The organism is Bacillota bacterium, from assembly GCA_012518215.1.
GTDB lineage: Bacteria > Bacillota > Dethiobacteria > DTU022 > PWGO01 > JAAYSV01.
The window spans coordinates 59,998-84,688 of the sequence record JAAYSV010000020.1; the positions used below are offsets into that span (position 1 = coordinate 59,998).

The following is a 24,691-nucleotide window of genomic DNA, read 5'->3' on the forward strand; positions in this document are numbered from 1 at the left end:
ATATGGGAGGAAGGTGAGAAAATGATTATTGCCGAGAGGAAGCCTTTACCGCAGATAATGGAGATGCTCGCTCCTTTCAAAAATATCTGTGTGCTGGGTTGCGGGACATGCGTTACTGTTTGCCTGGCAGGAGGGCAGAAGGAGGCCGAGGAGACAGCTGCTGCAATCAGCATTGCCCGTAAAGAGGAGAAAAAAGATGCAAAAGTTGAGGCCTTCACCATCGAGCGCCAATGCGAATACGAATTTATTGAAGAAGCCATAAAACGGCTGAGAAGCTATGATGTGATCCTGTCCATGGGATGTGGTGTGGGGGTACAGACACTGGTTGAATATGCACCGGATCTGATCGTTATGCCGGGCCTTAACACCCAATTCTACGGGTATCCCGTGGAACAGGGAGTCTGGAAAGAAAATTGTCTGGGATGCGGCGACTGTGTTCTGCATCTGACGATGGGCATCTGTCCTATCACCAGATGCTCAAAAAGCATGCTGAATGGCCCTTGTGGCGGATCCCAGGATGGCGTTTGTGAGGTTGACAAGGATATCCCTTGTGCATGGCACCTGATTCATGAGCGTCTATCCAAGCTGGGCAAGCTGGACCTCTTGAAGGAGATACAGCCCCCCAAAGATTGGTCCAAAGCTCATCATGGCGGGGTTAGAACTTTAGTAAGGGAGGATGTCAGAATTGATCGCGGGGAGTAACTTGGAAAAGGTTATAAAAAGTGGAGAATTTGCTGTTACCGGCGAACTGGGCCCTCCCAAAAGTGCAGACGGAGAATTTATCAGACACCACGGGGAACTGTTGAGAAACCACGTTGATGCGTTCAATATTACAGATAACCAGACCGCCATCGTGCGTACATCCAGTATTGCTTGCGGTGCCATTCTGGTGCAGATGGGCCTGGAACCTGTTGTGCAGATGACCACGCGTGACAGAAACCGCATTGCCATCCAGGGTGATATTCTGGGTGCTTCGGCCCTGGGGGTAAAAAACCTGCTCTGCCTTGCCGGGGACCATGTCAAATTTGGCAATGAACCCGGGGCGAAAAACGTTTTTGATATCGATTCGATGCAACTGATCAGAGCGGTCAAAAACATGCGCGACGAGAACAAGTTCATCGGCGGGGACGAGCTGGAACATCCCTTCACCATGTTCATCGGTGCTGTGGCGAACCCCTTTGCCGATCCTTTCGAGTACAGGGTGGATCGGTTGGAGAAGAAGATCGAAGCCGGTGCCGATTTTATCCAGACCCAGTGTGTCTTCGATCTGGATCGTTTCAAGGAATGGATGAAACGGGTGGTTGATCGTGGGCTGCATGAAAGATGCGCAATCATGGCCGGTTTTACCCCGGTAAAATCGTTGGGGGCAGCTCGTTACATGAAAAACAATGTGGCCGGTATAACCATTCCTGATTCACTCATTGAAAGGCTCAAGGGCGCGGAGGATAAGAAAGCCGAGGGGATCAAGATCTGTGTTGAATCGATCCAGGAGTGCCGCGAGATCGAAGGGGTTGCCGGGGTGCATATCATGGCCGTAGCCTGGGAGGAAAAAGTGCCTGAAATTGTTGAAAAAGCGGGTCTGTATCCTCGTCCCAAACTATGAGCATCCAGGACAACGGCTTTTTGAGGTATTTACCCGATCGTGAAAAATATGGCTTTTTCCACATTGCAAGTATTCATGGAAACGGAATTTGGACCGATCGCGGATTCAAGGACAGGCTAGGTCAATCTGGTCTGTCCTTTTTTCTTGAAATCATTGATAATCAAGGTAAAGGGGGGACCCCGTATGAACAGAAAAGAGGTTGTTATTGTTGGCGCAGCCCGGACGCCGATCGGGGACTTTGGCGGGGCATTCAGGGATGTAAGCCCCGGCAATCTGGCCAAAATTGCGGTGGAGGAAGCGCTGAGAAGGGCGACGGTCGGGAAGGATCGGGTCGATGAAGTAATTCTGGGGAACTGCATGCAACCTACGGATGAACCGAACATGGGCCGCCATGTGGCTCAGATCTGCGGGATGCCCGATCAGACGACGGGGATGACCATACAGCGGCAATGCAGCTCGGCGATGCAGGCAATTGTCTGCGGCTATCAGGAAATAATTTTCGGGGATGTCGAGATCGTGGTTGCCGGGGGAGTGGAATCGATGAGCACGGCTCCCTACCTGCTCAAAAATGCACGGTGGGGGAAAAGATTGCAACACGGAGAGATGACGGATGCACTGTGGGAAATGTTGATGGATCCCGTCCACAAAATCATGATGGGCGTGACGGCTGAAAACCTGGCCGAGAAATACGATATTTCCCGTGAGGAACAAGATGAGATTGCTTACCGCAGTCACAAGAATGCCCTGGACGCCATTGATGAGGGACGGTTCAAGGATGAGATCGTCCCCGTAACGGTTCAGAAGAGAAAGATGGAAGTGGTGGTCGACACCGACGAACACCCCCGACGGGATATCTCCCTGGAAGGTTTGGCTTCGTTGAGGCCGGCTTTCCGCAAGGGAGGGACGGTAACGGCTGGAAATGCTTCGGGGTTGAACGATGGGGCAGCGGCAGTTGTTCTCATGAGCGCCGACAAGGCCCGGGAGGTGGGGATAGAACCTCTGGGGCGTATCGTTTCCTATGCCTGGGCAGGGGTGGAGCCCGAGTTGATGGGATATGGCCCTGTCCCGGCAACCAGAAAGGCTCTGGAAAGGGCGGGAATGAGCCTGGAGGAAATGGAGCTTATCGAATTGAACGAAGCTTTTGCTGCCCAGTATCTGGCCTGCGAGAAACTGCTCGGACTCAACCGTGATATCGTCAATGTCAACGGTAGCGGAGTGGGGCTTGGACATCCCGTAGGTTGCACGGGAGCGCGGATTGTCATAACCCTGATTTACGAGATGGTGCGCCGCGGACTGAAAATGGGCCTGGCATCACTCTGTGTCGGCGGGGGTATGGGAATGTCAATCATCATCGAACGGGACTGAAAATCTCCGGGGTATCGGGGCAAAGTGGCTTCAATGGTAACAAAGAACAGGAGGTAATCAAAAATGAGCCTTGTTCAGGTTGAGAAAGAAGGGAAACTGGTTGTTCTGACGATCAACAACCCCCCGGTCAATGCTTTGAATTCATCATTGCTGGGAGAGCTGGAGAACACTGTTGATGAGTTGGCCGCAACAGATATTGCCGTTCTGATAATTACCGGGGCCGGTGAAAAGGCTTTTGTGGCGGGGGCTGATATCAGTGAATTTCCCCAGCTAAATCGTGCCAATGGGGAGAAACTTGCTCGCCGCGGGCAGTTGATTTTCCAGAAGATCGCCGATTTCCCGGTACCGGTGATCGCCGCGGTAAACGGTATCGCCCTGGGAGGGGGCCTGGAACTGGCCCTGGCTTGCGACATCAGGGTCATGGCCCTGGGTGCCAGGTTTGGCCTTCCCGAGGTAACGCTGGCAATTTTCCCCGGCTACGGGGGAACACAGCGACTGCCGCGCCTGATCTCCCCGGGCAAAGCCAGGGAACTGATCTTTACCGGGGATCTTGTCGATGCAGAAGATGCCGTCCGGTTGGGTCTGGCCGAATATGTAACGGATGATGTTCTCTCCAAGGCCAAAATGATCGCTCAGACCATAATGAAACGCGGCCCCGTTGCGATTCGTCAGGCCAAGAAGGCCATAAACCGCGGCCTGGAAGTTTCTTTGGGGGAAGGGATGAAGATAGAAGCGGCCCTGTTTGGCGAGCTCTGCGACACCGAGGATCAGAAGGAAGGGGCCCGGGCGTTTCTGGAAAAAAGGAAACCTATCTATAAAGGCAAATAGAAGGTGTTCCACGACAATGATGGGGAGGGATAAAACATGGAAATAAAGTCTATCGGGGTGGTAGGTGCCGGAACGATGGGTAACGGCATCGCACAGGTAGCTGCGGAAAGCGGTTTCAACGTGATCATGAGGGATATCGAGGATTCCTTTGTCGAGAGAGGGCTCAAGACAATCGAAAAAAACCTGCGCCGGGCCCTCGAGAAAGGGAAGAAGACCGAGGACGAAGTGAAGGAAACAATCGGCCGCATCAAGGGAACGGTCGACATTTCAGATCTCTCTGCTGCCGAACTGGTTATCGAGGCCGCCGTGGAGAAGATGGAATTGAAAAAGAAAATCCTTTCCGAACTGGATCAACTGTGCGCTGCCGAAGTTGTCATTGCTTCCAACACCTCCGGATTGAGCATAACGGAGATGGCTTCTGCAACCGGGCGTGCGGAGAAGGTTATAGGGATGCATTTTTTCAATCCGGTACCGGTGATGAAGTTGGTGGAGGTAATCAGGGGTAACGATACTTCCGATGAAACATTCGAAACGATCATGGCCCTGGCCAGAAAGATGGGAAAGGAACCCATCGCTGTCAATGAGGCGCCGCTGTTTGCCGTAAACCGCATTCTCTGTCCAATGATCAACGAGGCGGCCTTTGTCTTGATGGAGGGTGTAGCCAGCGCCGAGGATATCGACAAGGGGATGGTGCTCGGTGCAAACCATCCGATCGGCCCGCTGGCCCTGGCCGACCTGGTTGGCCTCGATGTGTTGCTGCTGGTCCTGGACACTCTTTATGCGGAGACCGGGGATTCAAAATACAGGCCCTGTCCTCTCGTCCGCAAATTGGTTCGTGCAGGCCACCTGGGCCGGAAGACCGGACGTGGATTTTATTCGTACAGATAGGGTGCCTGAAGGCGCTGTTTGAAATAACTGTTACTGGACATGCAGGGGGCCCCTTACTTTTGAGGGGTCCCCGATCTGTTCGGGCGGATGCAATGCTTGCCACCGGGGGAGCGGTGAAAAAAAACCGATTCCCGGAAGGTGATCATGTGACGGAGGAAGAAAGGGAATCCTGTAGCCGGGGTTTTATTTCATCATGTTATATGATACATTCTTGAAAAGAAGATAAGTTCGGTTGAAATCAAAAGGAAAGGCAGGATTTTTTCAGGCGTGACGGAGACAAAAAAGCAGTTGATCGGCAATCTGAAGGTCGGCAGCGAGGTGGAAACCCAGGTTCTTGTCGTGGAAGCCAATCTGGCAAATTACTCTTCCCCGAACCGGGCCGGCGAACAATTCCTGAGGTTGGTCCTCGGGGATATCAGCGGTACAATAAAGGGGATTATCTGGGACATCGATATCCTGGAAGAATCCCCCAGGGAAGGGGACATACTCTATGTCAAGGGTGATGTCTCGGAGTATCACGGATTGCAGATTGTAATCAGAGAGGCCAAAAAACTTGATCCCGACCGTGTCAACCGTCGTTTATTTCAGCCGGTTTCCAGGAGGGATATTCCCGGGATGCTTGGAGAATTGAAAGAGATCATAACCACCCATGTCAGCGATCCCTTTTTGCTGAAATTGCTGCGTGATTTTTTCAGTGACCGGGATTTTGTTAAAAGATTTGCCGGCAGCCCGGCGGCCAAGACCATTCACCACAACTACATCGGTGGCTTGCTCGAGCATACATTGGAAGTAGTGTCCCTCTGCCTCAAATTCAAAGAAATGTACCCCGAACAGATCAGGGTTGATCTGCTCGTAACCGGTGCCATTCTGCATGACGTGGGGAAGATAGAAGAATATGACGCCGAAAGTTTCAACTTCGAGATGACCGATAAAGGTAAACTGATCGGGCATATTTGCCTGGGGAAAGAAATGCTGAACGAGAGGATCGCGGCCATAGAAGGATTTCCCCCGTCCTTGAAATTGGAACTGGAGCACATCGTTCTTTCACATCATGGACAGCGGGAATGGGGGTCCCCGGAGATTCCCAGGACGATACATGCTTTTGCTGTTTTTTATGCTGATCTTGTCAGTGCACGGCTCAACCAGTTTGTGAGTGTTATGCAGAAAAACGCAATTGCAGAAAATGATTGGAGTGAATGGGACCGTTATCTGGATAGAAGTATCTATTTGAAGAAACCATGAAATTTGTAGGCTTTTTCTGAAGTTGGCCTCTTGCCTCCATTCATATTCCTCACCAAAAACAAAAACAGCTTCCCGGAAAAGCAGGAAATTCAGACCCGAAGATAGAAATAAATTGCAGTAATCCAATATAATATCAAACAATATTCTCCATTAAGAATATTCGCACGCCTGTCTGGGGAGGTGCTCTTTTTTTGAATATCAAACGGGGAAACAATAGAAATGTCGAGGGTTCCTGCCCGAAAATCGTTCCGTTTGAACGCGATGCAGCTTATTATTTTCAAAAAGGGAACTATTATTTATTTAAAAACAACTGGCGGAAGGCCCTGCTGTACTACAAGAAAACAATAGAAATGGAGCCCCTCGACCCTCTGAACCATTACAATCTTGGCTGCCTGCTCAGCAAAATGGGGCAGCTGGAGGAGGCCAATCAAATTTTCCAGTTCATCCTCGAACACCTGGACAGATCCTACTGGGATTGTTATTTTCTCATGGCCATCAATTATGGCCTGATGGAAGATCTGGAGGAGGCGCAGAGATGCCTGCAAAAGTATCTCCAGAATTCGCCCGGGGGGGAGATGTTCATCGAGGCACAGGAGCTTCTGTGGGCCCTGGACGATGAGGAGATGGTAATCAGCGATGACGTTGATGTCCCTTTCATTATCAAAAAAAATGAAGAACTCATCGAGGATATTCAGATTCTGAGCAAGGATGAATTTATCAGCCGCTACGATCACGATGATTACACATGGGACCTGTTGCGGAAGTTGTTATTTCAGGGGAATGACATGTTCAAGAAGAAGATCATCGATATATATGCTGAATTGGGTGATGATCGGGCCGTTGCAGCTTTCAAGGAATTTGTGCGTAATCCCTGGGTAAAGGATCAGCTCAAACAGGCGGTTCTGCTCAAACTTAAAAATATAGGTTTTTCAGGGGAATGCCGCGTCTATCTGAAAGGCGTGCTACAGGAGATACATATCAACAATTATCCATTGGTGGTTCCTCACTGGAAAGATGAGTGGCAAGAGGTGCTTGACTGCACCTTGAACCATATGCGCCAGGGCGGTGATTACAATGAAAATTTTTTCGAGGACGTCCAGGCGATGTGGATCGATTACATAAATCGGAAGGGGGAAGATATGCCCCCGATTCACAAGGTTGAAACGTGGGCGGCAGGATTGGAATACTGCCTGGTCAGGTTTCATCTTTTGAATGTGACCCAGACGGAAATCGCCGGTAAATATGGGGTTTCCAGTTCCAGTGTGCGGGCCAAATTCAAGGTTATCGACGAGACACTGCAGATTGACAAGAAAGCCTATCAAAATATGCTGGTTTATCTGTTCAACGGGGACAGGGAAAAATGACATGTTCGGTTCCGGGGGATGAGGAATGGGGTTCAGAACAGATCTGGAAATCAGGACTTCTGCAAGGGAAGAACTCATTGATATAACGCGGGAAGTCAACGAAGTGGTCGGGAAACTCGGTCTCAAGAGGGGATGTATTCTTGCTTTTGTTCCCCATACCACGGCTGGCCTTCTGATCAACGAGGCGGCAGACCCCGCGGTGGGGACGGATATTTTGAACTATCTGCGCCACAGGGTTCCTCACCGTGACGGTTATCTGCACGCGGAAGGAAACAGTGATGCACATATCAAGGCCAGTCTGATAGGCAATTCCCAGTTGCTGATGGTTGATAATGGAGAGATCGTGCTTGGGACATGGCAAGGTCTCTTTTTTGCCGAATTTGATGGCCCACGCCTCCGAAAAATATTATTTGGAAATATTGATTTTACCGGCTGAAAGGAGTTGAATCCGGTAGATGATTCAAGAACAGATAGAACAGGCGATTGAAGTTTTAAGTGGCTGCAAATATGTTGTAGTTTTAACCGGGGCGGGGATTTCCACTGAAAGTGGGATACCCGATTTCCGCAGTCCCGTGAGCGGGCTTTGGGCCAAGGTCAGCCCCGATGATTTCACGATCGAGAAATTCATGTCCGATCCGCAGATCCTTTATCAACTGGGCGTGGATATTTTTAGAGTGATCACCGAAGCCCAGCCCAACGCTGCACATGAAGCCATTGGAGAACTGGAAAGCAAAGGCCTGGTCAAAAGTGTCATCACCCAGAATATCGATGGCCTGCATCAGAAGGCAGGTTCAAAGAATGTATATGAAATTCACGGTTCGCTGCGCAGGGGCTCCTGTACCGGTTGTCACCAGGAACAGCCCATGGAAAAATTGTTGAATGATGTGTTGAAGGGGGTAATCCCCCCGCTTTGCCCCCGTTGCGCTTCACCGTTGAAGCCCGATGTTACGCTCTTTGGTGAGGCGATGCCCCCCGCTTTTCAAGATGCACTGGATGAAGTGCGCAGGGCCGATGGGATGCTGGCAGTTGGCTCCAGTCTGGTCATATCTCCGGCCAACATGTTGCCCGGTTATGTGGATAACCTTGTGATCGTGAATCGGGAGCCCACCCCGCTGGATCGGAGGGCCAAAGTGGTTATAAACGGCGGCATTCTGGATGTTGTTCCGCTACTGGCCAGGGCCTGGCTGGAAAAAAAAGCTTGATCCCTGAAGAGGGCGGCTCATCTTTCTTCCCTGAATATGGTTGATTCAAAAAACGTTCTGATCTGTTCGACGGTCATGCCCTCGCCCAGGTAATGGTCTCCAAACCATATCTCCAGATGCAGATGAGGCCTGTCCGGTTCATCGGTGCCTGAAAAGCCCATCTTGCCTACGATGTCACCCGTTTTGACATAATCGCCCACTTCCAATTCATCATTGACTTCGTGAAGATGGCAGTAATAGACCAGGAAGCCATGTTCATTTTCGATCCAGATCTGGCGCCCGCGGAAAATATTCAGGGTCTCGTCCGGTGTGTAACCCCGCTGCTGGCATTCAACGGCCAGCTCGCCAAGTTTTCCGGCCGGGGGTGGGATATAATCATGGTCGATCCTTTTAACAGTTCCCGGTGCAGCAGCCTTGACCGTTGATCCCAGGCCGATCCCCCCACCGCTTGTATCCGGATAAAAATCCAGGCCGTAATGGGTACCGGCACGGTAGGGCCTGGCTGCACCCGGCAGGTGAGCATCTTTCCAGCTCATCCACGTTCCCGGGAGCGGGTTGCGCAAAAAATCGAAAGAAGTGATCAGTTCATCAAGATCAACATTTCGAGGGTCATAGATTATACGGGGAAACGATGTTTCATCTATATCACCGCCGAGTGCTTCCCGGTCATGATCGACAACGGGAACGGTCGGCGTCGGCAGATCGGATTGCGATGATTTGCCCGGAGGGATTGTTTTGATCACGATCAAAACAGCAATGATGGCCAGGGCGGTGGCCAGGATGGTCATGAAATTTTTTTTGTTGATTTTTCTTTGCATTTCCATTCCTCCGTATTGAATTATCTGTCTTTAGCGATTTTAGCATACTTTTTACTTAATTTAAAAGGATGTTTTTTCCCCGGTAGCGAATATCTACCTTTGGAGCAAAGGAGGTTTGTTATCGATGTGTTCCTATGAAGATGCCCTGGCCAAGGCTCTTGAAGATTTCAGGAACGGTGTACCGCGGACCATGGCCGAAGGCAGCGGCTGCGGATATGACGTAGACAATAATGAATTTTCATTGACATATTGTGGCCAGGAGTATCGGATATCATACCCGGATGGGGAGATAACTGCAATTCAGGGATACGTGACCCCCGAAGAGCGGGTTATTTTCTTGCAGTATCTGCATTTTTCCCGCAGTATTCCCCCGCGCCGCAAGTGGATTTCTTTCCTCGAGCTTCCGGGGGGAGAGATGCATTACGCCCCCTTTCAACGGGAAACATTCTTTCCACTGGCCCGGAAATACGGTTCCAACCTGGAAGAGTTCAAACAGCGTAGCAAACTTGTCGGTGAAGAAGCAGGGATAGGCGATGCTGCTTACATCATTCCTGTATTTCCGCGTCTGGAGCTGGCGATAATACTGTGGGAGAAAGACGCCGAATATGCGGCTCGGGCAAGGGTGCTTTTTGATGCTACATCTTCATACCACTTGCCCACCGCTACCCTTTACATGTTGGGGATAGAGGTGGTAAAGAGGATCTATGACCTGTAGCATGTTCGTTATTGCCAGGCCTGCGCCGGGATAAAAGGAACCGATGTGGCGGGTGGAATCGAGGAAATGAATTTCATGATAATTGAAAGGCAGAAAGGGGTTGTGACATGCCTGCACATCTGTTGGGGTTGAGGGAGTGGAACGCTGAAAATATCGAGGAGATACTGGCGCGTTCATTTTTTTTGTCCGGGTACAGGGAAAGAAAACTGGACAACCTGAAAGGGAAGCAGGTTGCTGCTCTTTTTTTTGAGCCCAGCACAAGAACAAGGTTTTCATTCGAAGTTGCTGCAAGATGGTTGTCGGCAGACTTCTACAACTTTCCGGTCGAAACAAGTAGCGTTCTGAAAGGAGAGACTCTGCTCGATACGATCCAAACCTTGAAGTCGATGGGATTGGATGTCCTTATCATCCGTCATCCGGTTTCCGGAACGCTCGAATGGTTGAAGAACAGGGTCGATATCTCCATGATCAATGCTGGCGATGGATCTCATGAACATCCCACCCAGGCCCTCCTCGATCTGTTTACGATCAAGAAACAGTTCGGGTATATCGAAGGCTTGAAGGTCGTGATGGTCGGAGATATAAAATACAGCCGGGTGGTCAGGTCAAGCGTCTGGGGTCTCAAGGAAATGGGAGCCAAGGTGGTTCTGGTCGGCCCCCCCACACTTCTGCCGGAAGAATTCCGCCGCGCCGGAGTTGAAATAAGCTGGTATCTTGAAAAGGAGATGAAAGATGCTGATGTTCTCTACCTGCTCAGGCTTCAGAAGGAGAGGCAGCGGGATGGCCTCCTTCCTTCTTTAAGAGAGTATGTGCATCTTTACGGGCTTACTGCAGAACGTCTTTCCTTGCTAGCCCCGGGAACGATGGTCATGCATCCGGGCCCCCTCAATCCAGGTGTTGAAATAACACAGAAGGCGATGGACAGGCTGAACGAATCTTCCCTTCCCGGGATCAATGTTTCGATACTGAGGCAGGTGGAAAACGGAATAATTGTGCGGGCAGCCGTGCTCGATTATCTCTTCAAAGGAGGCGGGCAAATTGGATAAGCGCATTCTTTTAAAAGGAGGAACGGTCGTCGATCCCTCGCAAGAATTGCATGGCCGGGCAGATCTGGTTATCGAGGGAAACAGGATCGTTGATCTGGCTCCTTCTATTGCATCCGGGGATGGGGAAGTGGAAACAATTGATGTGACGGGCAAGATCGTCGCCCCGGGAATGGTGGATATCCATGTTCATCTCCGTGAACCGGGTGAGGAGGAAAAGGAGACCATCGCCACGGGTACAGCAGCTGCAGTTGCCGGAGGGGTTACCACCGTGTGCTGCATGCCCAATACCGATCCGGCGGTTGATAACAAATTGGTTGTAGCCTACATCAAAGAACATGCCCGGCAAGCAAACCTGGCCCATGTTTATCCTATCGGTGCTTTGACCCGGGGGCGGGGCGGCCGGGAAATGACCGATTATGCTTCCCTTCTTTCCGCCGGGGTAAAGGCTTTCAGCGATGATGGCAGTTATGTCAACGATAGCATGATAATGATGAATATCATGAAATACCTTTCTCAATTTGAAGTGGTGGCCATAAGCCATTGTGAAGATGCCGGGTTGGCGGCGGGGGGGGTAGCCCATGATGGTTATTACGCGAATTTGCTTGGCCTGGGGGGGATGCCTCATGTTGCGGAGACGGCTGCGGTGGGGCGGGATATATTGATTGCGGAGGCTACAGGGGGGAAGCTCCATATTGCACATGTCAGCTGTGCCGCTTCGGTAGAACTGATCCGTTGGGCCAAGGAAAGGGGGATTCAAGTGACTGCCGAGGTCACTCCCCACCATCTTCTGCTGACCGAAGAGGCGTTGGAGGGGTACAATGTGATGGCCAAGATGAACCCTCCTTTACGCTCAAAGGAAGACCGTGAAGCGCTTCTGCACGGTTTGCAAGATGGAGTGATTGATATCATTGCTTCCGATCATGCTCCGCACCGACGGGAAGATAAAGAACGCCCCTTCGCCGATGCCGCTTTCGGGGTTTCTTCTCTGGACTACGGACTTTCACTGTTGTTCAACGAACTGGTTCACACAGGCATGATCAGCATAGACAAACTTGTCGACTGTTACTCATGTCGTCCTGCAAAAATTCTGGATCTTCCCGCCGGGACCTTGAAAAAAGGTGCGGTTGCCGATATCGTTGTTCTTGATCCGGAGCTCGGGGGGAAGGTGGATCCAAAGAGGTTTTATTCCAGGGGGCAGAATACGCCCTTTGAAGGCTACCCGACCAGGGGCGGGCCGGTGATGACTTTTGTGGAAGGGAAACTGAAGATGAAAGAAGGGAAGGTTTCAAGATAAAGTCATGAACAGAGGCCGGGTCAAGTCACTCGAAAAAGTAACGGCAGATTGCCATCTGTTGAAGATAGAGCCGGTTCAACCGCTGGAAGCATCACCGGGGCAGTTCATCTTCCTCCGCACGGCGTCAGGGTTGACCGATCCATTGCTAAGAAGGCCTTTCAGTATTCATTACTGTGATCCCGAAGATGGCACTGTCTGGATCCTGTTCCGGGTTGTGGGGCGTGGGACCACATTGATGGCTGCGCTTGAACAAGGCCAGTACATCGATTTCCTGGGGCCGCTGGGAAAAGGATTCTATCTTGGCCCCCATGACCGGGAAGTCATTCTTGTTTCCGGAGGGGTGGGGGTGGCTCCTATTTTTTTCTGGGCTTCCTGTCTGAATGGACGGGGAGTCAAGTTCGAATTTCTGCATGGCACCGATACGGCAAGGAACCTTCTTCCGGATGATTATTTTGCCAGGGCAGGAGCAGCGCCGATGGTAGCCACGGAAGACGGTTCCTCCGGTTACCGGGGACGCGTGACCGATCTATTCGAACATATTACCCATGAAAAGAGCAAGAAACCTGACAGGGTGTACGGCTGTGGCCCCCTGCCGATGCTTTCCTCACTGGTCAATTTGGCCCGCGCGGCAGGGATTCCATCGCAGGTCTCCCTGGAAGCGGAGATGGCCTGTGGCGTGGGGGCATGTCTTGGATGTGTGCGTGAGGTGGGGCCCCGGGGTGAAGATGGGGTCCCCGTATTTTTGAGGGTCTGCAAGGACGGCCCCGTCTTTCCGGGAGAGGCGGTGGTTTTTGATGAAAGCTGAGCCGGATCTGGCTGTCGAGATAGCCGGTATACAGATGAAAAATCCATTGATTGCAGCTTCCGGCTGTTATGGATACGGGCAGGAATATTCAAGTTACATACCCCCCGGGAAATGGGGGGCCATCGCGCTGAAAGGAACGACCCTCCATCCCAGGGCAGGGAATCCTCCTCCCCGTATCGTGGAGACTCCTTCCGGGCTGATCAATGCAGTAGGGTTGCAGAATCCCGGCATCGAGAAGGTTCTGAAAGAAGAGGTTCCGGCATTGCGGGAGAAAGATGTTCCCTTGATTATCAATGTGTCCGGGGAAACCGTGGAAGAGTATGCCCTGCTTGGAGAATTGGTTTCCCGTGCTCACGGTGTTTCCGGGCTGGAATTGAACATATCCTGTCCCAATGTGGAACGTGGCGGTATCGCCTTCGGCTCTGACCCGGTGCTGGTCAGGGAACTGGTATCAGCTGTCAGGGACAGTTACAGGGGGCCTCTGATCGTGAAGCTATCGCCCAATACGGAGCATCTGACCCGGATTGCCGTGGCAGCGGAAGAAGCCGGGGCAGATGCCCTTTCCCTGATCAATACACTTCGGGCCATGGTCGTGGATATAGAAAAACAACGACCGATGCTGGCAAATGTGATCGGCGGTCTTTCCGGGCCGGCAATTCGCCCCGTGGCGGTCAGGGCTGTCTGGGAGGTTGCCGCCGCGGTCAAAATTCCGCTTATCGGGATGGGGGGGATCATCTCCACTTCGGATGCATTGCAGTTTATACTTGCCGGGGCGGCAGCAGTAGCTATCGGCACGGGTAACTTTGTTGACCCTCTGATCGCTGACAGGATCACGGCAGGAATCAGAGAATACATGAAATCCAAAGATTTCCCCGGGGTGTCGGCGATGGTCGGGGCGGCGCGGAGGTGATTATATGCGTATAGGCATACACATGCATTTGAAGAAAGGTTTTGCTTATAACCTTCAGAAAGCAAAAGAGGCCGGGGCAGAGACGATCCAGATCTTTCCCGGCAATCCCCGTAGCTGGACCTCCCCCACCACTTCCCCGGAAGAGGTGAAAGAACGTTCACTCCTCATGAAAAAGGAAGACATCTTTCCCCTGGCCATACACACAACTTATCTGATCAACCTGGCCTCCGTGCATCCCGAGTTCTACCGGAAGTCAACCAGGTTGTTGCATGACACCCTGCATCATGCCTCACTTTATCCGGAACCTTTTGTGGTTTTGCATGTCGGCAATCATGGCGGTGCCGGGACCATGGAAGGAATCAAAAAAGCAGTCCGATCCCTGGAAGAAGAATTGTCCCGGGGGTGGGCACCGGGGGTAACCCTGCTTCTGGAAAATACAGCCGGTGGCGGGCATCATCTGGGTGGCGATATCAAGGAACTGGGTGAGATATTGCGCCATTTTCAAGGTGCCCCCATAGGCTTCTGTCTGGACACCGCTCATGCCTGGGCTGCCGGTTATGATCTTTCCGGAACGGAAGGTGTGGAACGGTTGTTGACAGAGATTGATCGGGAAATGGGCCTGGAGAGGCTACATCTCATCCATGCCAATGACACGAAAGTGGAGAGAGGCTCCAAGCATGATCGCCATGCCCATATCGGTGAAGGCCGGATCGGCCTGGAAGGATTCAGATCCCTGCTGGGATATGGTTGGCCCGATGATTTTCCCATGATTCTGGAAACTCCGGAGATAGGAACCGAGAGAGACAAACAGAATATTTCTGCCTTGAGAAACTGCATGAATTGAGAATGTAAACATCGACCGACAGATCAGCCATATGATTGTTTGAAGGAGAATGAACTGACCATGAGCAAGGAATCATTTTACTGTCAAGAATGTGGATACGAGACGTACAAATGGATGGGGCGCTGCCCGGGGTGCGGAAACTGGGGCACCTTTTCGGAGAAAAAGGCAAGCCACCGGGGGGCTGGCAGGAAGGGTCAGGAGTTATCGGCAAATAATCTTGCGGCCCTGAAGGTAACAGAAGGTGAGAGAGTCTCAACCGGTATCAGGGAGTTCGATCGGGTCCTGGGAGGCGGTGCAGTGAAGGGATCGGTGTTGCTGATAGGGGGTGATCCCGGCATAGGCAAATCCACCCTTATCCTCCAGGCCTCGAGCCATATGAATGCACGGGGCCGGGTTCTTTATGTAAGCGGGGAAGAATCCCTTGAACAGATCAAGATGAGGGCCGGAAGGCTGAATATTGATCAGGATTTTCTTGCTGTTTCTGCGGCTGAACTGGGTCCGGTGATGGGATTGGTGGATAAAGCTGCCCCCGATATTCTGATTGTCGACTCCATTCAGGCCATGTACGATGAAGAATTGGATGGTATTCCGGGCAGTATCAACCAGGTTCGGGAAGTTACGGCGGTCTTGACAAGGTGGGCAAAACGGGAAGAAAAAATTGTATTTATCATCGGCCACGTTACCAAGGGAGGGGCTCTGGCCGGGCCAAAAACACTGGAACACATGGTGGATGGGGTATTTTATCTCGAGGGAGATCGCTATCATGGCTTCAGGATACTGCGGGGCATCAAAAATCGTTTTGGTTCCACGAACGAGATCGGCGTTTTTCTGATGGATGAGCGTGGCATGAAGGAGGTGGAAGATCCTTCTTCTTTATTTATTTCTTCCAGGAAGGGATCGGCATACGGTGCGGCAATCACGGCTGCCCTCAGTGGTTCCCGCCCCCTGCTGGCGGAGATACAGTCATTGGTTACCACTTCCAGCTACGCAGCGCCACGCCGCACAACCATGGGGGTGGATCATCATCGGGTGGCATTGATCATGGCGGTGATGGAAAAAAATCTGGGCTGTAATTTTCAGGGCCTTGATACTTTTGTAAATGTTGTGGGGGGAGTGCAGCTTATCGAACCCTCTTCCGATCTGGCGGTCGCGGTCAGTCTACTTTCCAGCTTGAAGGAAAAGGCTGTCGACCATGGCGACGCTTTTATCGGAGAGCTGGGTTTGACAGGTGAAATCAGGCCCGTGGTGCGGATCTTACCCCGGGTAATGGAAGCGGAAAGACTGGGCTTCAAAAGATGTTTCATTCCCGTACAGAATCTGGATGAACTGAGGAAAGAAAGAAAGATTTCAATTGAAATGGTAAGCACCGGGTCTGTTTCGGAAGCCATGAAAATAATTTTTTGATCGCTGTTTCCTGTGGTCCAACTAGAAAAAGAAAAAATGCCCGAGGGTGTTGAGGCGACTGAGTTCATTGCAGAATACTTCTTTCAAATCGATATCCAGGAGATTGCAGAGCGCGGCCAGATAGAAAAGATGGTTTCCCAATTCCTCTTCCACGATTTCATAACAGTTCTCACACAGTTTTCCTTCAAGATGCGAACATGCATATTTCTGACAGTCCTTGAGGGATCCATCCTTGGGGAAATTCTGACGATTCGCATTTATAGAAATACATCCGCAATGGGTGACCGCTTTGGTAACTGCACGGTTTACACGAGATGTTGATTCGTGATGTTTGGTCAAGCAGTCGAGTATACTTCTATGTCTGGCCAGAAGTTGGCTAACCACGTCTTGAAATTCTTCAACGTCTTTGCCGTTTTTCATGCCGCAGCTCACCTCTTAACAAAATATTCAATATCCATCTACATGAATTATACTTTTTTTACAATGATGTTGTCAATTGTTTTACATTGCTTCCGGCCGGATATCAGGCAATAAGAGGAAAATCAAGGATGTTTGTAACAGTGTATTTTTGACTTAACCCGGATCGTATGGTATTATTTTAATAATTGGAGAATCTGTATCCAAAATTATTATTCAGGATAGATAGGAGAGAATGCAGTTTGTTTAATATAGGTGATCGTGTGGTTTATCCATTGCACGGGGCGGGCATAATCGAGTCTATCGAGGAGAAAGAAATATTGGGGGCCAGGCGGAAATATTACATCATGAATCTTTCCATCGGGGAAATGAAGGTGATGATTCCTCTTGACAATGCATACCGCGTGGGGTTGCGCAAAGTGATCAAGAAATCCGAAGTCAACGGCGTTTTCAATGTGTTGAAAGAGCCCCAGACCGCTCTTTCTTCCAACTGGAACCGTCGCTATATGCTGAATCTCGAAAAAATAAAGACCGGTGACATCCACGAAGTGGCACAGGTGGTCAAGAATCTGCTTCATCGGGAGAAAGAAAAGGGGCTTTCCACGGGGGAGAAAAAAATGCTGGAGAACGCCAAACGGATACTGGTCAGTGAACTCGTGCTGGTGGAAGATATGGAGCCCTCCAAAGTTACCGGCATGATCGAAAAAATATTCATCTAATTGTTTTTGATCTGTTATTCCTCAAGCAAAATTCTCGGTTATAACTCAATATCCTTATCCTTGTTAATAATTTTAAGGTAGAAAAGTCAATAATAGAAGGTAATGCTAAAAGGAGGTGTAGAGGATTTGTTTCGAAAAATCATCAGCATCCTGGGTGCCGCGGGAGGTTTCATACTGGGGCTTCATCTTTCAAATTTTTATGAACCGTTGATCGAAGTCAGCAACACGTGGAGTTTTTCTGTACCTGTTGGTTTTTCCTTGGTCGGTGGTGCCGCAGGGGGAATAATATTTTACCTTGTCGTGCCCGTATTTACCAATCTGTTGAACAATGCCGCGAACCGTGTGGAAAGTAATCTTAAAACAGTACCCACACATGATATAATGCTCGCTGTTTTTGCCCTGGCTGTTACTCTTTTTATAGGGTTGTTGCTCAGTATCCCCCTCGGCAAAATACCGGTGATCGGAACCTACCTTTCCTTGTTGGTAATATTGTTCATGGCCTACACGGGAGTGAAACTGGTCCTGGCCAGAAAAGAGGATTTTTCATTTGCCACGGCATTGATCAACCGCAGGAGTGCTTTTGATCCTTCCTTGAATGATCAGACCTACAAGATTCTGGACACCAGTGTGATCATAGATGGGCGTATCGTCGATATCTGCAAGACAGGGTTTCTGGAAGGGATCATCGTCGTGGCCGAATTTGTGTTGGAAGAATTGCGGCATATCGCTGATTCCCCGGATCTTTTGAAGAGGAACCGGGGAAGGCGAGGATTGGACATCCTCAATAAAATTCAGAAGGAAATGGATGTTCCGGTTGAAATCTATGAGGGGGATTTTGACGAAATTTCCGAGGTGGACAGCAAGCTGGTCAAACTGGCCAAGCTCATGAAGGGGAAAATCATCACCAATGATTTCAATTTAAATAAAGTTTGTGAACTCCAGGGTGTTTCTGTTCTCAACATCAATGAGCTGGCCAACGCCGTAAAGCCGGTGGTATTGCCGGGTGAAGAGATGACGGCCCAGATTATCAAAGATGGTAAAGAAGCCAGCCAGGGAATTGCTTATCTTGAAGATGGAACAATGGTCGTGGTCGAGGGCGGCAAAAGGTTTATCGGGGAGACCCTCGATGTTCTGGTTACCAGCGTGCTGCAGACGGCGGCCGGGCGGATGATTTTTGCCAAGCCCAAGGATGTTTCCGGAAAGATGGCCGGGGTGAAATAATCGTGTTTGGTGCCATAATCGTGGCGGCGGGCCAGGGCCGTCGCATGGGGGGAACCACCCCGAAACAGTTTATCGAGATAGAAGGGAAATCAGTTTTGACCCATACCGTGGAAAAATTTTTAGGTATGGGCAACTTTTTTGGGCGCATTGCCGTCATGGTTCCTTCCGAAAGCGTGGAACCTTGCCGAATGGAATTTTCCCGTTATGGTTGTGAACATTCGGAACATTTGTTGTTTGCTGCCGGGGGCAGTCAGCGGCAAGATTCTGTTTACAAAGGATTGCTCTCTTTGGGGCAGGATGTTGAAACGGTGGTCATCCATGACGGGGTACGCCCCTTTGCTAGCACCGGGTTGATAAAGAAGCTCGCTCTGCTGGCGCAGAAAGTCGGTGCCGCTATCCCTGCCATATCCTTGAAAGACACCTTGAAAGAGGTTGACGGGGAGGGAAGGGTGTTGAGGACACTGCCGCGGGAAGGGTTGTATCTGGTACAGACCCCGCAGTGTTTCAGACGGGAGATTATCTGGGATGCCCATCGGAAGGCAGCACGGGATGAATACCATGCAACCGATGATGCCATGCTGGTGGAAAACTGCGGATATACGGTGATGACTGTGCCCGGTGAACCTTGCAATATCAAATTGACCACCGTGGAAGACCTTTTCTGGGCGAGGATGTTTTTGAAGAGGGAGAGTAAGGATGTTCAGGATAGGAATAGGTTATGATATTCATCGATTGGTGGGTGGGCGTGACCTTGTTCTCGGGGGGGTGAAAGTACCTTTTTCCCTTGGGCTGGATGGGCACTCCGATGCAGACGTCCTCGTTCATGCCATTATCGATGCGATGTTGGGTGCGCTTTCATTGCCGGACATAGGCATTCTTTTTCCTGATGATGAAGAACGGTACAGGGGGATCTCCAGTGTCAGGCTTCTGGAAAAAGTGGCGGGTATTGCATCCGCAAAAGGATTTCGCCCGATCAACATCGACAGCGTGATCATGGCTGAAAAACCCAAATTGGCTTCCTACCTGCCGGAAATCAAGGCCGAACTGGCCCGGGCCTTGAAGATAGATAAGGATTCCATAGGGATCAAAGCCACCACCATGGAGGGCCTGGGGGCGATAGGTAATAGCGAAGCAATTGCTGTCCAGGCCGTGGTTCTGCTCTGCAAAGATAGACAGGGAACGAGTTGATTCGGAAGTTGAGCCCGCCAGTTGGTTTTCTTTTGTTGACTTTATACCATAGGTATTTATAATGTAATGTGATTGTATCTTTGCATTACACATACAACAGAAGCAATGAAAAAGAGAGTAAGCCGGCAACGTGAGACAGAGAGGGATTTTTATCAAGCTGAGAGAAGTCCTCGATTCGTCCCGGTTGAAGTGCACTTTGGAGCAGGTGCCCTGAAAGAAAAACGTTTTTGATTAGGGGCATCCGGGCAACGCCCGTTATAGCCAGCGAGCGGGGAAGATTTCTTTGCAGGAAATCATACCAAGCAGGGTGGGACCGCGGTGATTACCGTCTCTGTATTTTTGTCAGGGCGGTAATTTTGTTTACGATGGCCGGGTATCAGACCAGATCCCGGGGCAATTTATTATCAGATATAACAGGGAGGTAAAGATGTTTAGAAGACTTAAAGAGGACATGCAGGCTGTTTTTGAAAGAGATCCCGCTGCCAGAAGCAAGCTGGAAGTCTTGCTGTGTTATCCCGGCCTCCATGCTTTGATCCGCCACAGGATTGCTCACTGGTTTTATTGCCGCGGAGGGGTTCTTCTGCCTCGCCTCATTTCTCACTTCAGCCGCAGAAGGACCGGTATCGAGATCCACCCGGGGGCGAAGATAGGAAAAGGATTTTTTATCGATCATGGATCCGGGGTGGTGATCGGTGAGACGACGGTCATCGGCGACAACGTGACCATCTATCAGGGTGTAACTCTGGGGGGGACCGGAAAGGAGAAAGGGAAAAGACACCCCACCATCGGCAGCCATGTAGTTATCGGCGCCGGGGCAAAGATATTGGGGCCCATCAAGATCGGGGATGGAGCCAGGGTCGGTTCCGGATCGGTGGTGCTTCAATCGGTTCCTCCGCGTACCACGGTGGTGGGCATACCGGGTCGGGTGGTGGTGTACAAAGGGGAGAAAATTTCCTCCATCAATCTCGATCATACCGATTTGCCCGACCCCGTTGCGGAGATGCTTTCTTCCCTGCAAAACCAGATCGATAGCCTTAGATATCAGATGGAGAAGACCGAAAAAAAGGAAGGGAGGGTTCGTTATGAGCGTTCTGAGGGTTTACAATACTCTGACCCGGCAGAAGGATGAATTCAAGCCGCTTCGGGATGGCGAGATATCTTTTTATGTATGCGGGCCGACGGTTTATGATTATTTCCATATTGGCAATGCACGCGTATTTATCGTCTTTGATGTTATCAGGCGTTATCTTGAATACCGTGGTTTCAAGGTGAAATATGTTCAAAACTTCACGGATATTGATGATAAATTGATCCGCAAAGCAGCCCAGATGAAAACGAGTGTTTCCGAGGTGGCAGCCCGGTTCATCGAGGCCTATTTTGAAGATGCGGCCAGGTTGGGGATCAAGAAAGCCACCCTTCACCCCAGGGCCACCGAAAATATCGAAGCCATTATCGGGTTGATAGAGAGTTTGTGCGAAAAGGGCCTTGCCTATCAAAGCGGGGGGGATGTCCTCTATGATACGGAAAAATTCCCGGCTTACGGCAAACTTTCACAGCAGAAGAAGGAAGAACTTGTTTCCGGAGCAAGGGTCAGGGTCGATGAAAATAAACGGAATCCCCTCGATTTTGTCTTGTGGAAGGCGGCCAAGCCGGGCGAACCATCATGGGACAGCCCCTGGGGTAGTGGAAGGCCGGGGTGGCATATTGAATGTTCAGCGATGTCGTTGAATCATCTGGGGGAGACGATCGATATCCATGCTGGCGGCCCCGATCTGATCTTTCCGCATCATGAAAATGAGATCGCTCAGAGTGAGGGGGCCACGGGAAAGCCTTTTGTGAACTACTGGCTTCATGCTGGCTACCTCAATATCGATGCGGAGAAGATGTCCAAATCCCTGGGCAATGTTTTGAATATCAGGGATCTGATTCCCAGGTACAACCCGCTGGATATCCGTTTCTTCATGCTATCCTCGCACTATCGCCACCCCCTCAATTACAGTGAAAAGCTACTGGAGGCGGCCATGGCAGGGCGGAACAGACTGCAAACATTGTATGAAAATCTTCTTTCTGGACTTGACAGGGCCGGAACTTTTCCGTACGGAACGGCAGAAAAAACTCTGGAACGTGAACTGTCGGCTTCCCGCAAGAAATTCAAGGAAGCGATGGATGATGATTTCAACACGGCGGAGGCCATCGGTGAACTGTTCTCGTTGGTCAGGGCCACCAATGTTTATCTGGCTGGTAAAAAACTTGATCGCGACCTGTTGATGGCCGTTCGGGAATTTATCGAAGAGGCCAATGAAATATTCAGCATTGTTGATCTCGAAGAAGAAGAAAGATCTCTCGAAGAAAGAGTCAAGGAAGCTATTGAACGCCGCGAGGAGGCTCGTCGCAACAAGGATTGGGCCACTGCTGACCGGATCAGGGACGAGCTTGATGCCGGGGGGATCACATTGGAGGATACCTCCCATGGGGTTAGATGGAAAATAAAAGGCGAGAAGCCTGGTTGAGTGGCGGGCTCCTTTTTGCATCGGGTCATCCGGGGCAGTACAGCGGGAAACGGGGCGTCTGACGTGGTCAAGCGTAATGAAATAATCTACGGGCGGCAGGCTGTAAAAGAGGCACTGCTAGCGGGTAATGTCCGGAAAATATTGATGATTGAAGGACAGAGGGGCACCATTGTCAAGGAGATCGTGGCGCTGGCCCGGGACAGGGGGATTTCTTGTGAAAACATGAATGCAGCGGCTTTCGGGAACCTTCTGCAAGGTGTCACTGCGGCCGGAGGGGTGGCGGCAGTGGTGTCTCCTTATGATTATGTTGGATTCGATCAGTTGATCGGCATTCTGAAAAAAAAGGCAGAAAAGAAGCTTGTTCTGATTCTCGACCATCTTGAAGACCCCCACAACCTGGGTGCTTTGATCCGTACCGCGGAAGCATCCGGAGCCATGGCGGTGATTCTTCCCGTTGATCGGTCGGCTTCCGTTACCCCTTCGGTACGCAAGGTGTCTGCCGGGGCTGCCGAATGGATCCCGGTAGCCAGGGTAACCAATCTGGTGCGGGCCATATCACGCTTGAAAGAAGAAGGTTTCTGGATATATGGTGCGGAAAAAGACGGGGACCTGCCTTTTTTTCAGGCGGATTGGGACAGGAACGTGGTTCTGGTTCTGGGGTCTGAAGGAAAAGGCCTCTCCAGCCTGGTAAGAAAAAAATGCGATACGGTAATCGGTATCCCGTTATTTGGCAAGATCAATTCCCTGAATGTCTCTGTCGCCGGGGGAATCGTTATGTATGAATTTAATCGACGAAAGATGACATAATCCATTCAAATCTCCATATTTCACTGAATATAGCCACTACTCGTAACAATTAAAGGGTTGACCGTTAAAATTCCTTAAGATATAATGTCTTCGTGCTTGTCCTTTATTATCTGAACGGAGGCGATATCTGTGAGTCTTCCGACTCATGAGTTTTCCTGGCAGGTTGGTTCTCCTGGTTATGAATATATGTCGGATGAGGATGTGGCGGCGCAGGCGAAGGACGGGAATGACATTGCTTTGGAGTTTCTTCTCAATAAATACAGGAATTTTGTCAAAGCAAAGGCCCGTTCTTATTTTTTGATTGGCGCGGATCGTGAAGATATTATTCAGGAAGGGATGATCGGCCTTTACAAGGCCATCCGTGATTTTAGAGAGGACAAACTATCATCCTTCAGGGCTTTTGCCGAACTATGCATCACCCGCCAGATTATCACGGCCATCAAGACGGCCACGAGACAGAAACATATTCCTCTCAATTCCTACGTTTCGCTGAACAAACCTATCTATGATGAGGATTCGGATCGGACACTTCTGGACATTCTTTCGGGAACGAAAATCACGGACCCGGAAGAATTGATGATCAATCGGGAGGAATATAACGACATCGAGTTCAAAATGGGGGAAATCCTCAGTGAACTGGAATTGAAGGTATTGACCCTCTACCTCGAAGGCAAATCCTACCATGAGATCGCATTTGATCTTTGCCGACATGTGAAATCAGTGGACAACGCTTTACAAAGGGTAAAACGTAAACTGGAGCGTTATCTGGAAGTCAGAAAGGGCTGATTTTGGAGCTTCTTTTTCAAGACATCGCCCATTTGACAAGGTTGGGGGCAGAGTGTATAATCTTTTATGCGTAAGGGGAGTGCGGGTGTAGCTCAATGGTAGAGCGCTGGCTTCCCAAGCCAGTAATGTGGGTTCGATTCCCATCATCCGCTCCAGTAAATATTGCATATCGCGGGGTGGAGCAGCCAGGTAGCTCGTCGGGCTCATAACCCGGAGGTCGCAGGTTCAAATCCTGCCCCCGCAACCATTTTAAGGAAATCGTTCCGGAACGATTTCCTTACTTGATTGGATCTGCTCACGTAGCTCAGCAGGCAGAGCACATCCTTGGTAAGGATGAGGCCACCGGTTCGAGTCCGGTCGTGAGCTCCAGGCGGCGTAGCTCAGTTGGATAGAGCATGCGGTTCATACCCGCAGTGTCCGGGGTTCGAATCCCTGCGCCGCCACCATTTTATTAAATATAATTTTTTGGTTCCTGAATTCATAATTGATGCCTGTAGTGTAACATAATAGGTATGAAAGGTTCTGCAGAAATGCAGGAGGTAACTACTTCAAATCTGTGCTTTTATACATTAAGGGAGGAATGACTTGAATGGCCAAACAGAAATTTGAGAGGACGAAACCCCATGTCAATGTAGGAACGATCGGTCATGTTGACCATGGCAAGACCACTTTGACTGCGGCGGTCACGTATTGTTTATCGAGTGCGGGTTATGCA

The 24,691-nt window shown here is 50.5% G+C and carries 27 protein-coding genes, 4 tRNA genes and 1 other annotated feature; of the genes, 29 read left to right on the forward strand and 2 right to left on the reverse strand.

All coding sequences use genetic code 11. The annotated features are described in order from the left end of the window. Positions 1–21: 21 nt before the first annotated feature. From GX364_03895 to GX364_03935, 9 genes are all read left to right on the forward strand, one after another. The gene (locus tag GX364_03895) at positions 22–702 is read left to right on the forward strand and encodes a hypothetical protein (GenBank protein ID NLI69997.1); all 681 of its coding nucleotides are present in this window, start codon (positions 22–24) and stop codon (positions 700–702) included. Then, positions 677–1,603 carry a methylenetetrahydrofolate reductase gene (locus GX364_03900; GenBank protein NLI69998.1) on the forward strand — a complete coding sequence of 309 codons (927 nt, stop codon included), beginning with the start codon at positions 677–679 and terminating at the stop codon, positions 1,601–1,603. The genes GX364_03895 and GX364_03900 overlap by 26 nt, the downstream gene beginning before the upstream one ends. 183 nt (positions 1,604–1,786) lie before the next feature. Continuing rightward, a complete protein-coding gene (locus tag GX364_03905; protein ID NLI69999.1) occupies positions 1,787–2,968 on the forward strand; it encodes a thiolase family protein in 1,182 nt (393 codons plus the stop codon). A 63-nt stretch (positions 2,969–3,031) separates the two neighbouring features. Beyond that, positions 3,032–3,796: an enoyl-CoA hydratase gene (locus GX364_03910; GenBank protein NLI70000.1), complete on the forward strand. Its 765-nt coding sequence runs from the start codon at positions 3,032–3,034 to the stop codon at positions 3,794–3,796. A gap of 42 nt (positions 3,797–3,838) precedes the next feature. Beyond that, positions 3,839–4,684, forward strand: a complete 846-nt coding sequence (locus GX364_03915; GenBank protein NLI70001.1) for a 3-hydroxybutyryl-CoA dehydrogenase — start codon at positions 3,839–3,841, stop codon at positions 4,682–4,684. Between the two features lie 267 nt (positions 4,685–4,951). Then, on the forward strand, positions 4,952–5,926 hold the full coding sequence (locus GX364_03920; protein ID NLI70002.1) for an HD domain-containing protein: 975 nt from the start codon (positions 4,952–4,954) through the stop codon (positions 5,924–5,926). Between the two features lie 191 nt (positions 5,927–6,117). After that, on the forward strand, positions 6,118–7,290 hold the full coding sequence (locus tag GX364_03925) for a tetratricopeptide repeat protein (protein NLI70003.1): 1,173 nt from the start codon (positions 6,118–6,120) through the stop codon (positions 7,288–7,290). 25 nt (positions 7,291–7,315) lie between these two features. After that, the gene (locus tag GX364_03930; GenBank protein ID NLI70004.1) at positions 7,316–7,726 is read left to right on the forward strand and encodes a YjbQ family protein; all 411 of its coding nucleotides are present in this window, start codon (positions 7,316–7,318) and stop codon (positions 7,724–7,726) included. 19 nt (positions 7,727–7,745) lie between these two features. Then, positions 7,746–8,492 carry an NAD-dependent deacetylase gene (locus GX364_03935; protein ID NLI70005.1) on the forward strand — a complete coding sequence of 249 codons (747 nt, stop codon included), beginning with the start codon at positions 7,746–7,748 and terminating at the stop codon, positions 8,490–8,492. Positions 8,493–8,509: 17 nt separating this feature from the next. Here GX364_03935 and GX364_03940 read toward each other — a convergent pair whose 3' ends face one another. Then, positions 8,510–9,310: a M23 family metallopeptidase gene (locus tag GX364_03940; GenBank protein NLI70006.1), complete on the reverse strand. Its 801-nt coding sequence runs from the start codon at positions 9,308–9,310 to the stop codon at positions 8,510–8,512. Positions 9,311–9,434: 124 nt separating this feature from the next. On the opposite strand from GX364_03940, the gene GX364_03945 reads away from it, so the two are divergent. The 7 genes from GX364_03945 (at position 9,435) to radA (ending at position 16,328) form a co-directional block, all read left to right on the forward strand. After that, positions 9,435–10,025 (forward strand): DUF3786 domain-containing protein, encoded by a 591-nt coding sequence (locus GX364_03945; GenBank protein ID NLI70007.1) that lies wholly within the window; start codon positions 9,435–9,437, stop codon positions 10,023–10,025. Positions 10,026–10,132: 107 nt separating this feature from the next. Then, the gene (locus GX364_03950; GenBank protein ID NLI70008.1) at positions 10,133–11,071 is read left to right on the forward strand and encodes an aspartate carbamoyltransferase catalytic subunit; all 939 of its coding nucleotides are present in this window, start codon (positions 10,133–10,135) and stop codon (positions 11,069–11,071) included. Next, complete coding sequence (locus tag GX364_03955; protein NLI70009.1) at positions 11,064–12,365, forward strand: dihydroorotase; 1,302 nt, start codon at positions 11,064–11,066, stop codon at positions 12,363–12,365. The genes GX364_03950 and GX364_03955 overlap by 8 nt, the downstream gene beginning before the upstream one ends. A gap of 4 nt (positions 12,366–12,369) precedes the next feature. After that, positions 12,370–13,170 carry a dihydroorotate dehydrogenase electron transfer subunit gene (locus GX364_03960; protein NLI70010.1) on the forward strand — a complete coding sequence of 267 codons (801 nt, stop codon included), beginning with the start codon at positions 12,370–12,372 and terminating at the stop codon, positions 13,168–13,170. After that, a complete protein-coding gene (locus GX364_03965; protein ID NLI70011.1) occupies positions 13,160–14,080 on the forward strand; it encodes a dihydroorotate dehydrogenase in 921 nt (306 codons plus the stop codon). Before GX364_03960 ends, GX364_03965 begins: the two co-directional genes overlap by 11 nt. A gap of 4 nt (positions 14,081–14,084) precedes the next feature. Beyond that, complete coding sequence (locus GX364_03970) at positions 14,085–14,924, forward strand: deoxyribonuclease IV (GenBank protein ID NLI70012.1); 840 nt, start codon at positions 14,085–14,087, stop codon at positions 14,922–14,924. Between the two features lie 60 nt (positions 14,925–14,984). After that, entirely contained in the window at positions 14,985–16,328 is a 1,344-nt protein-coding gene (gene radA / locus GX364_03975) for a DNA repair protein RadA (GenBank protein ID NLI70013.1), read from the forward strand. A gap of 21 nt (positions 16,329–16,349) precedes the next feature. On the opposite strand, the gene GX364_03980 is transcribed toward radA, so the two are convergent. Next, positions 16,350–16,748: a DUF1573 domain-containing protein gene (locus GX364_03980; protein NLI70014.1), complete on the reverse strand. Its 399-nt coding sequence runs from the start codon at positions 16,746–16,748 to the stop codon at positions 16,350–16,352. Positions 16,749–16,987: 239 nt separating this feature from the next. Here GX364_03980 and GX364_03985 point away from each other — a divergent pair, with 239 nt between their 5' ends. From GX364_03985 to tuf, 13 genes are all read left to right on the forward strand, one after another. Beyond that, positions 16,988–17,464: a CarD family transcriptional regulator gene (locus GX364_03985; protein ID NLI70015.1), complete on the forward strand. Its 477-nt coding sequence runs from the start codon at positions 16,988–16,990 to the stop codon at positions 17,462–17,464. 102 nt (positions 17,465–17,566) lie between these two features. Further along, positions 17,567–18,685 (forward strand): PIN/TRAM domain-containing protein, encoded by a 1,119-nt coding sequence (locus GX364_03990; GenBank protein ID NLI70016.1) that lies wholly within the window; start codon positions 17,567–17,569, stop codon positions 18,683–18,685. Positions 18,686–18,687: 2 nt separating this feature from the next. Next, on the forward strand, positions 18,688–19,407 hold the full coding sequence (gene ispD, locus GX364_03995) for a 2-C-methyl-D-erythritol 4-phosphate cytidylyltransferase (protein ID NLI70017.1): 720 nt from the start codon (positions 18,688–18,690) through the stop codon (positions 19,405–19,407). Then, on the forward strand, positions 19,382–19,873 hold the full coding sequence (locus GX364_04000; protein ID NLI70018.1) for a 2-C-methyl-D-erythritol 2,4-cyclodiphosphate synthase: 492 nt from the start codon (positions 19,382–19,384) through the stop codon (positions 19,871–19,873). The genes ispD and GX364_04000 overlap by 26 nt, the downstream gene beginning before the upstream one ends. A gap of 96 nt (positions 19,874–19,969) precedes the next feature. Continuing rightward, positions 19,970–20,209, forward strand: a binding site (T-box leader). A gap of 91 nt (positions 20,210–20,300) precedes the next feature. Further along, entirely contained in the window at positions 20,301–21,002 is a 702-nt protein-coding gene (gene cysE / locus GX364_04005; GenBank protein ID NLI70019.1) for a serine O-acetyltransferase, read from the forward strand. Further along, a complete protein-coding gene (locus GX364_04010; GenBank protein ID NLI70020.1) occupies positions 20,956–22,383 on the forward strand; it encodes a cysteine--tRNA ligase in 1,428 nt (475 codons plus the stop codon). The genes cysE and GX364_04010 overlap by 47 nt, the downstream gene beginning before the upstream one ends. A 63-nt stretch (positions 22,384–22,446) precedes the next feature. Next, positions 22,447–23,190 carry a 23S rRNA (guanosine(2251)-2'-O)-methyltransferase RlmB gene (rlmB, locus tag GX364_04015; protein NLI70021.1) on the forward strand — a complete coding sequence of 248 codons (744 nt, stop codon included), beginning with the start codon at positions 22,447–22,449 and terminating at the stop codon, positions 23,188–23,190. 186 nt (positions 23,191–23,376) lie between these two features. Beyond that, positions 23,377–23,976, forward strand: a complete 600-nt coding sequence (sigH, locus tag GX364_04020; GenBank protein ID NLI70022.1) for an RNA polymerase sporulation sigma factor SigH — start codon at positions 23,377–23,379, stop codon at positions 23,974–23,976. A gap of 81 nt (positions 23,977–24,057) precedes the next feature. Then, positions 24,058–24,131, forward strand: a tRNA-Gly gene (locus GX364_04025). A gap of 15 nt (positions 24,132–24,146) precedes the next feature. Further along, positions 24,147–24,223, forward strand: a tRNA-Met gene (locus GX364_04030). A gap of 46 nt (positions 24,224–24,269) precedes the next feature. Further along, positions 24,270–24,345 (forward strand) — tRNA-Thr (locus GX364_04035). Beyond that, positions 24,346–24,422, forward strand: a tRNA-Met gene (locus tag GX364_04040). It abuts the tRNA gene before it with no gap. Positions 24,423–24,565: 143 nt separating this feature from the next. Beyond that, a partial coding sequence (gene tuf, locus GX364_04045; GenBank protein ID NLI70023.1) for an elongation factor Tu occupies positions 24,566–24,691 on the forward strand: 126 nt, incomplete at its 3' end.